Origin of the sequence: Flagellimonas oceanensis, from assembly GCF_003992595.1 — a bacterium.
GTDB lineage: Bacteria > Bacteroidota > Bacteroidia > Flavobacteriales > Flavobacteriaceae > Flagellimonas > Flagellimonas oceanensis.
On record NZ_RZNA01000004.1, the window covers coordinates 1 to 12,484 of the forward strand.

The window sequence follows — 12,484 nt, forward strand, 5'->3', positions numbered from 1 at the left end:
GGGTCTGTAAATTAAACTCTGTCCGATCCATCAATCCCTCTGGGGCTAGCCCCAGAGGGATTGGGATTTAATTCCAAGGGAATCCTCTCCCCAAATTTAATATAAAGTTGCTGGACCACCAGGCTCCAATTCTGCAGGGGCGATGTCCATTTCTTCTCGATGTTCCTGGTGGCCAGGTAGACCAGCTTGAGCAGGGCCATATCGTTTGTAAAGGCCCCTTTGGTCTTGGTGACCTTGCGTACCTGGCGGTGGAAGCCCTCCACGGCATTGGTGGTATAGATCAGTTTGCGGATGGGCGGGGTGTATTGGAAGTACTGGGAGAGCTCTTCCCAGTTGTTCTGCCAGGATTCAATGACCACGGGATATTTGCCTCCCCATTTTTCGCCCAGGGCCAGGAGTCCGTCCTCGGCCACCTCCTTACTGGTGGCCCGGTATACCTCTTTGAGGTCCCGCATGAACTCCTTTTGGTCCTTTGAGGCAATATACCTGAGGGAATTGCGTATCTGGTGTACAATGCACTTCTGTACCTGGGTCTTTGGGAATATGCTGAGTATGGCCTCGGTAAAGCCCTTCAGGTTATCGGTACAGGCAATAAGGATGTCCTGCAGTCCACGGTTGTTCAGGTCGGTCAGCACCTGGAGCCAGAAGTTGGCACCCTCGCTCTCGGAGATGTACATGCCCAAAACTTCCTTATATCCCTCCTTGTTGATGCCAAGTATGTTATAAAGGGCCTTGTGCTCGATCTTCCCATCGACCTTTACCTTGTAGTGCATGGCATCCAGCCACACGATGCAATAGAGGGGCTCCAGGGGACGGTTCTGCCACGCCTTTACATCGGGGACGATCCGATCGGTGATCTGGCTTAAGACCGTATGGGAGATCTCCGTATCGTACATCTCCTTGATATGGGACGAGATGTCGCGGTAACTCATCCCAAGGCCGTAGAGCCCGATGATCTTCTCCGAGAGATTGTCCGCCAGGATGGTCTGGCGTTTCTTCACAAGTTCCGGCTCAAAGCTGCTCTGGCGGTCCTGCGGGGTATCGATGTCGAAGGTCCCAAAACCACTTTTCAGCGTCTTTTTTCCCTTGCCATTGCGTTTGTTGCCCTTGGTGCGCTCACCCTCGTCCAGATGGCCGTCCATCTCCGCCTCAAGGGCCTTCTCGATCACATTCTTCAGCATGGGGGCAAAGGCGCCTCCCTCACCGAAAAGGTTCTTGCCCGACATGAACTGCTCGAGCACCTTCTTTTCAAATTCTGTCTGTTCTTTCTTTGTCATGGTACTGTCTGAATAAAATTAATACTTCTAATCTTTTTCAGACAGAGTTCAGTTTACAGTCTCGAAAGGTAATCAACTTGTTGAAGGTTATGGAGAACTGGATGATACCGGCATGGCATTTAAGGATAAAGAAACCATCAATTTCACCTCATCCATGCCTTTAATAAAATCCGAATGTGATTAAAATTATCTTTATTTCCCAATCCTATTTTTATGAAACATCGTTTCCCTTTTCAGTTTACTTCTATTCTCTTTATTTTGATGCTTCAAGTCAACCTAAAAGCTCAAGAAATGGAACTTCCGTATAAAGAAATACCTGATTATCCCTCCAACTATGCTTCGGGAAATGTTGTTTCCAGAATGATTGACGGATTAGGTTTTCGTTATTATTGGGCCACGGAAGGACTTACCGAGAAGGATTTATTGTACCAACCTTCGGAAGGAGGGCGCACGGCAATGCAAACGCTAACCCATATTTTTAGCTTATCCCAATCCATTTTAATGACCAACAAAGGGGAGCACATTATCCGAGCGGATGACATAACGGATTATTCCTTTGATGAATTACGCAAAATGACCTTGAGCAATTTAAAACAAGCCAGTGATTTGGTATTGGGCAAAGACATTGATGCCTTGCAGGAACTCATCATTGTTTTTCGACAAGGAGAGAACACCTCGGAGTTTCCCTATTGGAACATGATCAATGGTATGATTACGGATTGCATCCATCATACCGGTCAAGTAGTTTTGATGCGACGTGCCAGTGGTAATCCACAAAACCCCAATGTAAACGTGTTCTTGGGAAAGACCAAAGAGTAACGTCCAACCTTAATCCACCACCACCTTATAGGTTGGATCTTCCAGAACATTCACTTCGATAATATCGTCGGCATTGGCCAACAATCTCCTACAGTCTCGGCTTAAGTGCTTCAAGTGTACTTTTTTGCCCACTTTTCGATAGCGTTCCGTGATCTTGTTCACGGCCTCAATGGCGGACATATCCACCAACCTGCTTTCCGCAAAGTCAATCACCACTTCTTCAGGATCGTTCAGTACATCAAACTTTTCGGCAAATAATGTGGTGCTTCCAAAGAATAGAGGACCGTATATTTCATAATGCTTCACACCTTCGTCATCCATGCTTTTTCGGGCACGGATGCGTTTTGCGTTGTCCCAAGCAAATACCAATGCGGAAATGATAACGCCCACCAAAACAGCTAGAGCCAAATTATGAAGGAAGACAGTCACCAAGGTCACCAATACCATTACCAATACATCGGATTTTGGCATTCTACGGAAGGTCTTCAAACTCGCCCATTCAAAGGTTCCCAGTGCTACCATAATCATCAGACCTGTAAGGGCGGCCATGGGTACCTTTTCAATCAAGCTGGAACCGAACATGATAAAGACCAACAACATCAAGGCAGCAAAAATACCTGATAGTCGAGCCCTTGCCCCATTCGAGGTGTTGATCAAACTCTGCCCGATCATAGCACAACCACCCATACCGGAGAACAATCCAGAGAGAATGTTCGCTGTTCCTTGAGCAACAGCTTCTTTGTTGCCACGACCACGTGTTTCGGTAATCTCATCCACAATATTCAGGGTCAACAAACTCTCAATCAAACCAACTCCCGCCATAATTGCGGCAAAAGGAAATATAATCTGCAAGGTTTCCCACGTAAAGGGAAGATCAGGAATATGAAAAGGAGGAAATGTTCCTTGAATGGAAGCGATATCCCCAATGGTGCGTGTATCCAATCCAAAGAAGAACACAATACCGAATACCAAAAGAATAGCGGCCAAGGACGCCGGAATTACTTTAGTGAGCTTGGGGAGTCCCCAAATCACCACCATGGTCAACAGTACCAATCCCAAGAAAATATAAAGGGTACTTCCACTCAACCATTCACCGTCGACAGTCTTGAACTGGCTCATCTGCGACATGAAGATGATCACAGCCAACCCGTTCACAAATCCAAAAATCACGGGATGAGGCACCAAACGCATTAATTTACCCAGTCGAAGAATACCAGCCAACAATTGTAAAATTCCTGCAAGAATCACGGTGGCAAAAACATACTCCACTCCATATTGCTGCGCCAAGGTAACGATGACAACCGCCACAGCTCCAGTAGCTCCAGAGATCATTCCCGGTCTACCTCCCAAAATGGAAGTGACCAGTCCCATTACAAATGCCGCATACAAACCGGTCAATGGGGATAGGCCCGCGATAAAGGCAAAGGCGATGGCTTCGGGCACCAAGGCAAGTGCAACGGTTAAGCCCGATAAAATTTCTGTGCGATAGTTTACTTTTTGAGAAAAATCAAAAAGGTTGAGATACTTTTTCATGGCTTCTTTCTTGAAGCGCGCAAAAGTAGCATTATTAAATGCAAGACCCTAATCGCACGGAAATTTTTAAGGATTTGATAATCTACCAGTTAGTCAGCCCCAATAACTTTTCTCCGAGCGGACTTAATTTGGCGGTTTCGTATTTGGTTTGCTCCCATTTTCGTGGATCTCCTGGAAATGCGTAGCCTTCGGGAGCAATTCTATTTTTCCATGAATTGATGCGCCATTGTCGCATTTCTTCATTGTCTTCCTCAGCGGGCATCATGGAAATGTATTGTGCAATCCGAACCTTGTCCCCTGAATTGTTGGGCCGGATTCCATGTGGCTGGGTACTGTTAAAAATCAGAAGGTCTCCAGCTTCCAGTTTTACCTTAACGATTTTGTCCTCCAATCCAGTGATGTCGGGTTGAAAATGGTCACGGTCTTCGGGTTGGGTCAGTTTCCAAGTATCATAATTTCGGTACAGCCAAGGTATGCACTGGAATCCGCCCATGTTCTCATCGGTTTGATCGGCAAGGGCCAATACACCCTGTACATTTTGAGGCTTGGTCTCCGGATCGTAGTCCCAATGAATGAACCCTTTTTTGTTCTCTCCCGGACGTTGCGGCATGTTCAAGTTGGCCCGATCTATGGTCACCCATAACTTTTCCGTTCCCCAAATGTCCACAAAGGCTTCGTATACTTTTTGTGTTTGTCTGTTGTTCCATAAAAGTTGATTGTTATATACTTCTACCATTCCAGTTCCCGTGAGTTCTTTCATTTTCATCTCCGCTCGGGGAGGCGCGTACCAGGTTTCTGGGTCATTCGGGTCTTTTTCATCAAACTCCCATAAAAAATCGGCGGTCGCCTTGGCTTGTTCCTTTGGAACGGCATTTTTGATTACGATATACCCATTTTCCATCCAAAACGCCCAGTCCTCTTCGGAGAGCACGCGTAATGGTTTGCCATTAGATCTATCATTTAGCTTTGTTTTACTGCTGGTTGCCGTAGAGGGGTTTCCAGGAATTGCTTCGTGGGCCTTATTGGCCATTTCCATTTTTTGCTGCATGTTATTTCTATTTTTTTAGTTGCAAAATGCTATACCCCAAAACTATGGGAGCAGATAAGCGGTTTCCACCCTAACATTGACCACTATTTGAACTATTTTGACTTTTAATGATTATTTTTATAAATAATTGACCAATAAAATGAAAATTCAGCTTGAAAACATACAACCCAACGAGAAGAGTTCCTTCCATTTATTGCACAATCCCAAGTTGAACGATCTCTTTTTTTGGCATTTTCATCCGGAGTTTGAACTGGTCTACATCGAGGGTGCAAACGGCAAGCGACACGTAGGGAGGCATATCTCCAATTTTAAGGGAAGTGACCTTGTTTTGATTGGTTCCAATATTCCCCATTTGAATTTTGATCATGGTATTAAAACCGAATATCACAAGGAAGTTTTGCACATCAGTGCGTCCCTTAAAGAAAAGGTGTTTACCGAAATAGAGGAACTGGAAGACGTGTATGAGTTGTTGGACAAGTCACAGCGCGGCATAGCTTTTTATGGTAAAACCAAGGAAACTGTGGGGGGCATAATGAAGCGATTACAAGGAATGAGTCGGTTTGAACAGTTCCTTAAAATTTTACAATTGCTCAAGCTTTTGGCCAAGAGTGATGATTATACGCTGTTACATCAAAAACCAATTATAAACGAAAAGGCCAACAAGCATCAGGAACGTTTGCAAAAGGTGTATTCCTATATTGACGAAAACTATTCCAGAAAAATAGCCTTGGAGGATATTGCGGCATCCATCAATTTAGGTAAAGAAGCTTTTTGCAGGTATTTCAAAAAGAACACTGGGAGCACTTTTACCCATTTCTTGAACCAGTATCGGATTACGCAAGCCAAACGCTTATTGTTGACCGGTAGGAACATTGGCGAAACTTGTTATGAATGTGGTTTTGAGAGCTTGTCTTATTTTAATCGGACCTTTAAAAAAATCAGTGGAGAGAATCCATCGGATTATAAAAAGAGAAACAAATGAAAAAGAACCGCCCCGAGCTTAATTGCCCAGGGCGATTCTTAACTAAATAACCAACCAAAAAAACTGTTTGTACAGTCGAACAAAACTGTTCTTCCTTACTTATCTCGTTGACGGGTAACGTCCATTACAGGGTTATTGGTCTTTGAACGTTTTTTACTTGTTCCGTCGCTTGATTTCAAATATTGAATGTATCCTCTTCCTGTAAATTCATACACCGTTCCGCTGGATACATGGTACAACTCTATGGTACTATCATTGATAACGTACAACTCAAAATAATCATTGCCCAAGAAGTCATAATCGAGTGTTAAAGTTTTGAGCGATCCATCGTTGGCCACATCATACACTTCATAATCTCCTTCATAGTCCCACTGCACATTGGCGAGTGAAATACCCTTTGCATCCACCGAAGACCTGAAATACCCGCCTCCATCATCAAAAAACTGCAAATAGTTCTCCTCATCAAATTCGTTCAGGGCACCGACTTCACTGGTATAGGTTTTCTCCCAAACTTGGTATTCCTGTAAAAAATAGTGGATGTTATCGTAAAATATGAAGTCGTAATCAAAGTTGTTTTTTTGATACCCTTCCAAAATATAGGAAGTATCCGAACGAGGGTCGTAGATTTCCAACGTATTATTATCCAAAGCGATAACTTCCAATAACCAAAGTCCGTCTACATCATGGTCTATTTCCACTTGACCACTATAGGTGGCGTAGGCACCCACATCAATACCAAGACCATTGCCTGTTTTGCCAAGACCTGAAAGGTTGTTATTGGCATACACGATTCCCCTATCAAAAGAAATGGTAAAAGCTCGCTGTAAAAAGGGAACTTCACCGTTTCCGCGGGTTTCGTTGATATCCACATACCAAAGATCATGAGATTCCAAAACCAAGGCGGTATTGATTGGTGGTTCTGTAATCAAATCATCTTCCACAATAACCTCGGTGTAACAAGAACTGGCCATTAGACCAATAAACAAAATTCCAAAGAGTAGTTTTCTATTTTTCATAATCGAGGTTTTAAAGTTCTCTTTACATAAACCAAGCACTGTGCCATAATTTTTAACTCTTTGATAATCAGAATATAATAGGCTGATAAATTTATTTTTTAGCTTTACACACTAATTTGGATGCATGAAAGACAAGCTTACGTTTGGAGTTTTTGGAGGTGGAAGTTGGGGAACGGCCATAGTGAAGATGTTGACCGAAAATTTGGATGAGGTCAATTGGTATATGCGAAGCGATTCCGCAATTCGTCACATTAAAAAAGAATGGCACAATCCTAACTATTTGAGTTCCGTGGAATTTGACGTGGACCAACTGAAGATGAGCTTTGACATTAATGAGGTTGTGGAAGCCTCCGACGTGCTCATTTTTGCCATTCCTTCTGCTTTTTTGGATAGGGAATTGCAGAATTTGACGGTTTCCTTGAAAGATAAAATCATTTTTTCCGCCATTAAGGGGATTGTTCCCGAAAGCGGACGGATTGTTGGAGAACATTTCAATGAGAAATATGAAATCCCTTTTGAGAACATCGGTGTAATCACGGGACCTTGCCATGCCGAAGAGGTGGCCTTGGAGCGATTATCTTACCTTACCATCGCCTGCGCTGATGCCGACAAGGCCAAAATGGTGGCAAAACATTTAAAGAGCGACTATATCCGTACCAAAATCTCCGATGACATTATTGGGACCGAATACGCTGCCATGCTGAAGAACATTTATGCCATTGCCGCGGGCATCGCGCACGGACTCGGCTACGGCGACAATTTCCAAAGTGTGTTGATGAGCAATGCCATCCGTGAAATGAAGCGTTTTATTGACCGCGTGTACAAAATGAAGCGTAACATCAATGCATCGGCATATCTGGGTGATTTATTGGTAACGGGATATTCCACATTCAGTAGGAACCGTATGTTCGGGAATATGATCGGTAAGGGCTACACCGTTAAAAGCGCGATGATGGAAATGAACATGGTGGCCGAAGGCTACTACGCGACCCAAAGTGCCCATGACCTTATGGACAAACTGCAAAAGAAGTCCAAAACACCCATCATAAACGCAGTGTACCAAGTACTTTACAAAAACAAGAATCCCAAAAAGGTATTTGAGAAGTTGACAGAGAAGTTGGATTAACCCCGCTCCAAAGAAAAATCGGAATGCTCCTTTAATTGCGCATCCAATTCGGTTGAAAAGGCCTCCATTTCTTCTACAGAGTAGTTGTATGCCTTCTGGAATTCCTCAAAAACAGCAGCTTTGTTTTTTCGAACGCTGTCGATATCAAAATAAAGTCGACCGGTTCTTCTAATGAAAAAGTCCAGTGGATTCAAAGCCATTTCGTGGGCTATGGCAAATTGAGCCTCAGCCTTGATCATTCGCTCTTTCGGCTTGTCTCCCTTTATCTTGGCATATAGTTCCAAAATGGATTCGGTCTGCTTACCATACGTCGTTACCAAATACCACGTTTCGTATTTGGCAAATCCATCAGCCTGGAGTTGCTCTTGTAGTTTGGAAATGTATTTTTTAACGTGTTTGAACTTTTTAAAATCGTTTCCGCAGAGTGGAATTTTGTCCGTGGTGCAATGCTCCAGTTTTACTTCATGGTCTTCTTCCATTTTTTTGGCGATACGGTTCACGGTTCTTTCGGCCATTTTTCGGTATCCCGTCAGCTTTCCTCCCGCAATACTGACCAATCCCGTTTCGGAAGTGAAAATTTCATCCTTTCGGGATAGTTCTGAAGCCGATTTACCCTCTTCGTGAATCAGCGGTCGCAGTCCTGCCCAAGAGGAAATAATGTCATCCAGCTCCAATTCAATGTTCGGGAACATATTGTTGACTGCCGAAATCAGGTATATAGCATCGGCAAGTTCGGTGGTCACATGGTCCTTATCGGAATTGTAATTGGTATCAGTGGTCCCAATATAGGTTACTTTGCCTCGTGGAATGGCGAACATCATACGTCCGTCGGGAATATCAAAATACACGGATTGCTTTACCGGAAGTTTTTCCTTTGGAAACACCAAATGGACTCCCTTGGTCAAATGCAGTCGCTTGCCTTTTTTGGATTGGTTCACACTTCTAAGCTCATCCACCCATGGTCCAGCAGCATTGATCACATATTTTGACGAAACATTGTACTCTTCTCCGAACACTTCGTCCGTGAACTTTACCCCTGCTACTTTTTCATCCTCGTAAATAAAATCGGTAACCTTGGTATAATTGAAAATCTCTGTGCCAAATTGAAGACTGGTCTTTAAGTTTTCCAAAGTCAATCGAGCGTCATCCGTTCGGTACTCAGCATAGTAGCCTGCGCCGTTCAATATTTTTTTGGGCAAAAGGGGCTCCAATTTCATGGCCTCCTTTTTCTCCAACATCTGTCGTTTATCATCCCCGGAAACCTGGGCCAAAATATCGTACACTTTTAGTCCGATGGATGTCAACCATTTTCCGTAGGAACCGCCTTCGATAAGAGGAAGCAACATTTTTTCCGGAAGCACCAAATGCGGGGCCAATTTATGTACGATGGCTCGTTCGGAACCTACTTCTTTTACCAACCAAAAATCGAACTGCTTTAAGTAACGTAGACCACCATGAATCAATTTGGTGGATTTGCTACTGGTGCCAGAAGCAAAATCGCCTTTTTCGAGCAACAATACCTTCATCCCACGAGAAGAAGCATCCAAAGCAATACCCGCTCCTGTGATTCCCCCTCCAATTACCACTAAGTCATAGGCAGTCTTCGCCGCCTTCTGCAGGTTCTTTTTTCTATCTACGTTGGAAAAAGCAATGTTCTCGCCCATGTTTCTATGTGTTGAATTCGTATTCGCGTTCCACCTTGCAAATCCTGACCTTATACCAGGAGTACCATGTTTTTATACCATTTTTCTGAGCCTGTCTATGGTCCACATTGGCTTTCCACTCGGCAATGGCCTCCAAACTTTCCCAGTAGCTTACCGTAATGCCCAGTCCGTCCCGGGCACTTTCGATATCCAAAAAGCCAGGTTGTTTTCGGGCCAGCAGTTCCATTTCTTCCGCCATTTCAGCATATCCTTGGTCCCCCTCGGTTCTATGACTGGAAAAAATTACGGCGTAGTATGGTTTTTGCAGTTCCATTTAGCTGATGTATTCTTTCTCCAAGAAATAATTGACCAAGGCCTCCTTCATCAAAACGGCTTGCTCTCCTGCCTTAAGTGGCGGCAATTGCTCCTTCATGGTATAGTGTGGCCATCCATCATCATCAAAAAAATCAAAATCGTAGTAGCCATAAGGCTCCAATAGCCTGCAGATGGCAATATGCATCAAATTGACTTTCTCGTCCTTTTTAAATTTACGATGAAAATTACCGAGTTCCTGAACGCCTACCAAATAGACAATTCCGTCCAGCTCCAGCGGGTCTCCATCCGAAAATTGGGCAGAGAGTTTCTCCACCAAAAATTCCCATCGTTCCTTTAATTGATCGTCTCTTGACATGTGTTTTGCTATGAGTACCAAAGGTACAAATCAATATTCTATATTTGTTAAAACCCTTGTATGAGCTTTTTGGATATTATCATCGGTATTCTTTTGGTCTGGGGCCTTTACAAAGGCTTGAAAAATGGCCTTTTTGTGGAATTGGCTTCCCTGATCGCCTTGATCGCGGGAATATACGGTGCCATCCATTTTTCATACATCACGGGCGATTATCTTGCCGAGCGATTTGATTGGAGCGACCAATATCTTAAAATCGCAGCATTTCTGATTACTTTCTTTGCCATTATCATTGTGGTAAACTTGGCCGGAAAATTCTTGACCAAGATTGCCGACTTTGCCATGCTCGGACTATTGAACAAAATCGCCGGGGGCATTTTTGGGGCACTGAAGGTTGCCGTAATCTTAGGGGCATTCCTCATTTTCTTCGAAAAACTTGCCTCCCCGTTGGGTCTCATCAATGAGGAAACCAAAGAACAATCCGTTTTTTATGAGCCTATCAAGGAAATAGGGGATTTGGTGTTTTCCTATGTGTTCGATGATGACGAAACCGTTCCCTCCGAAGAAATTAAAGCCAGGGAAGAGATCATATAAACGGTGCGTTTTTTTCGATAAATGGAATTGTATTCTTATTCAAACCAACCGTTCAGTCCAGTATATTGTATTTCAACGTGATAATCCGTCCTAACATGGAAATTTCATGGAAAAGGACAATGTCTCCCTTAGCTTAGCGAACGAGAACATTAGGGAACTTAGAACACTCCCGGAAAACACCCCGAAAATGAAAAAATTATATGGCACGTTGCTGGTCATAGTATTTGCTGTTGCCCTAAGTGACTGCAGCACATCAACCATTCAAGAAGAGACGCATGATTATACTGAAGCAACCCTAGGGAATGAGAAAATCACTGTGGACCCAAACACAATGGAGACTGAAGTAATGACCCTTGTAAACAACCACAGAAGCTCGAAGGGCCTTCCCATGTTGGAAAACAGTAGTACAACATACAAATATGCCGAAGAGCATAACGACTACATGATTTCCAAAAACAGTCTAAGTCACGATAATTTTCAATCCCGTGCGGAAAAGATTGCCGAAGAAACCCATGCGGTCAGTATATCTGAAAATGTAGCCAGATACTATACTTCCGCAGAAAAAACCTTGGAGGGTTGGCTCAACAGTACATCCCATAAAAAAGCAATGGAGGGGGACTTTACCCACACAACGCTTAGCGTACAATTGGATAAGCAAGGTAGACCCTATTACACACAGATTTTCATGAAGGTGGAATAACCACTCAAAAATATATCAGATAAAGACCCGCTAATCAGTGGGTCTTTTTTGTTAATCGCTATGTTGCCAGCGAGGTTTTTTTTACCTTTCGTAAAATCTTTGAACATGGCAATACAGGCACCTTTCAACCTAAATAAATGGATTGAGGAGAACCGAGACACCTTAAAACCGCCCGTTGGCAATAAAAACTTGTACAAAGAGTCCGGCGATTATATTGTAATGATCGTGGCAGGACCCAACGCTCGAAAAGACTACCACTACAACGAGACCGAGGAACTTTTTTATCAATTGGAAGGCAACATAGAGGTTCACATTCAAGAAGATGGTCAAAAAAGGACCATGAAGCTTGGGCCTGGCGATATGTACCTGCATCCCGCCAAGGTACCGCATTCCCCTGCCCGCCAGGAGGGTTCCATTGGGTTGGTCATCGAGCGTAAACGGGCACATCTGGATGCCGATGACGGATTGCTTTGGTTCTGCGACAACTGTAACCACAAATTGTACGAAGTGTACTTTAAACTGAATGATATCGAAAAGGATTTTCTAGGTCATTTTAAGCACTTTTACGGTTCGGAAGAGTTGCGTACCTGCGATAATTGTGGAACCGTCATGCCGGTTGACGAACGTTTTGTGGCCAAAGAAGAATGATACTCCTTTTCGCAAAAATCGTTATTGGGATTGTGGCATTGCTCCATATCTATTTTTTATGGTTGGAAATGTTCGCATGGACCACCAAAGCAAAAAAAGTATTCCGAACCCTAAAGGAAGATTTGTTCGAACCCACAAAAACACTGGCTGCCAATCAGGGACTTTACAATGGTTTTTTGGCCGCAGGATTGATTTGGTCCCTCATCATTCAAGATGATGCATGGCAAATTTATGTGGGGCTGTTCTTTTTGGGCTGTGTATCGGTAGCAGGTATCTATGGCGCAATAACCGCTTCAAAAAAAATATTTTGGGTTCAGGCGCTTCCAGCGCTGATTGGAATTCTTCTCTTGTTGGTCCATCAATTCCTGTAAACCGTTTATTGGCTTGAAGATTATTTGTATTTTTGTATA

Annotated in this window: 14 protein-coding genes; 7 read left to right on the top strand and 7 right to left on the bottom strand. The window is 43.6% G+C overall.

The annotated features are described in order from the left end of the window. Window positions 1–11: 11 nt before the first annotated feature. Complete coding sequence (locus EO132_RS01645) at window positions 12–1,277, bottom strand: IS256 family transposase (RefSeq protein ID WP_127136011.1); 1,266 nt, start codon at window positions 1,275–1,277, stop codon at window positions 12–14. Window positions 1,278–1,490: 213 nt separating this feature from the next. Here EO132_RS01645 and EO132_RS01650 point away from each other — a divergent pair, with 213 nt between their 5' ends. Continuing rightward, on the top strand, window positions 1,491–2,096 hold the full coding sequence (locus tag EO132_RS01650; protein WP_127136311.1) for a DinB family protein: 606 nt from the start codon (window positions 1,491–1,493) through the stop codon (window positions 2,094–2,096). Between the two features lie 9 nt (window positions 2,097–2,105). On the opposite strand, the gene EO132_RS01655 is transcribed toward EO132_RS01650, so the two are convergent. Together EO132_RS01655 and EO132_RS01660 are read right to left on the bottom strand one after the other, a co-directional pair. Then, window positions 2,106–3,629, bottom strand: a complete 1,524-nt coding sequence (locus EO132_RS01655; RefSeq protein WP_127136312.1) for a SulP family inorganic anion transporter — start codon at window positions 3,627–3,629, stop codon at window positions 2,106–2,108. 82 nt (window positions 3,630–3,711) lie between these two features. Continuing rightward, window positions 3,712–4,677 (bottom strand): phytanoyl-CoA dioxygenase family protein, encoded by a 966-nt coding sequence (locus EO132_RS01660; RefSeq protein WP_127136313.1) that lies wholly within the window; start codon window positions 4,675–4,677, stop codon window positions 3,712–3,714. 139 nt (window positions 4,678–4,816) lie between these two features. Between EO132_RS01660 and EO132_RS01665 the strand changes: the two genes are divergently transcribed. Beyond that, on the top strand, window positions 4,817–5,659 hold the full coding sequence (locus tag EO132_RS01665) for an AraC family transcriptional regulator (RefSeq protein ID WP_127136314.1): 843 nt from the start codon (window positions 4,817–4,819) through the stop codon (window positions 5,657–5,659). 95 nt (window positions 5,660–5,754) lie between these two features. Here the strand turns inward: EO132_RS01665 and EO132_RS01670 are convergent, their stop codons facing one another. Beyond that, on the bottom strand, window positions 5,755–6,675 hold the full coding sequence (locus EO132_RS01670; protein ID WP_127136315.1) for a nicotinic acid mononucleotide adenyltransferase: 921 nt from the start codon (window positions 6,673–6,675) through the stop codon (window positions 5,755–5,757). Window positions 6,676–6,799: 124 nt separating this feature from the next. Here EO132_RS01670 and EO132_RS01675 point away from each other — a divergent pair, with 124 nt between their 5' ends. Next, the gene (locus tag EO132_RS01675; protein WP_127136316.1) at window positions 6,800–7,801 is read left to right on the top strand and encodes an NAD(P)H-dependent glycerol-3-phosphate dehydrogenase; all 1,002 of its coding nucleotides are present in this window, start codon (window positions 6,800–6,802) and stop codon (window positions 7,799–7,801) included. Here the strand turns inward: EO132_RS01675 and EO132_RS01680 are convergent. The 3 genes from EO132_RS01680 to EO132_RS01690 are packed head-to-tail and all read right to left on the bottom strand — an operon-like array spanning window position 7,798 to window position 10,135. Further along, window positions 7,798–9,465: a glycerol-3-phosphate dehydrogenase/oxidase gene (locus EO132_RS01680; RefSeq protein ID WP_127136317.1), complete on the bottom strand. Its 1,668-nt coding sequence runs from the start codon at window positions 9,463–9,465 to the stop codon at window positions 7,798–7,800. The genes EO132_RS01675 and EO132_RS01680 overlap by 4 nt on opposite strands. A 4-nt stretch (window positions 9,466–9,469) precedes the next feature. Next, entirely contained in the window at window positions 9,470–9,778 is a 309-nt protein-coding gene (locus EO132_RS01685; RefSeq protein ID WP_127136318.1) for an antibiotic biosynthesis monooxygenase family protein, read from the bottom strand. Continuing rightward, window positions 9,779–10,135 carry a hypothetical protein gene (locus EO132_RS01690; RefSeq protein ID WP_127136319.1) on the bottom strand — a complete coding sequence of 119 codons (357 nt, stop codon included), beginning with the start codon at window positions 10,133–10,135 and terminating at the stop codon, window positions 9,779–9,781. A gap of 60 nt (window positions 10,136–10,195) precedes the next feature. Here EO132_RS01690 and EO132_RS01695 point away from each other — a divergent pair, with 60 nt between their 5' ends. From EO132_RS01695 to EO132_RS01710, 4 genes are all read left to right on the top strand, one after another. Next, the gene (locus EO132_RS01695) at window positions 10,196–10,726 is read left to right on the top strand and encodes a CvpA family protein (protein WP_127136320.1); all 531 of its coding nucleotides are present in this window, start codon (window positions 10,196–10,198) and stop codon (window positions 10,724–10,726) included. A gap of 106 nt (window positions 10,727–10,832) precedes the next feature. Further along, a complete protein-coding gene (locus EO132_RS01700; protein WP_127136321.1) occupies window positions 10,833–11,426 on the top strand; it encodes a CAP domain-containing protein in 594 nt (197 codons plus the stop codon). Between the two features lie 105 nt (window positions 11,427–11,531). Further along, window positions 11,532–12,074 carry a 3-hydroxyanthranilate 3,4-dioxygenase gene (locus EO132_RS01705; RefSeq protein WP_127136322.1) on the top strand — a complete coding sequence of 181 codons (543 nt, stop codon included), beginning with the start codon at window positions 11,532–11,534 and terminating at the stop codon, window positions 12,072–12,074. Continuing rightward, window positions 12,071–12,445: a DUF1304 domain-containing protein gene (locus tag EO132_RS01710; RefSeq protein WP_127136323.1), complete on the top strand. Its 375-nt coding sequence runs from the start codon at window positions 12,071–12,073 to the stop codon at window positions 12,443–12,445. Before EO132_RS01705 ends, EO132_RS01710 begins: the two co-directional genes overlap by 4 nt. Window positions 12,446–12,484 lie beyond the last annotated feature (39 nt).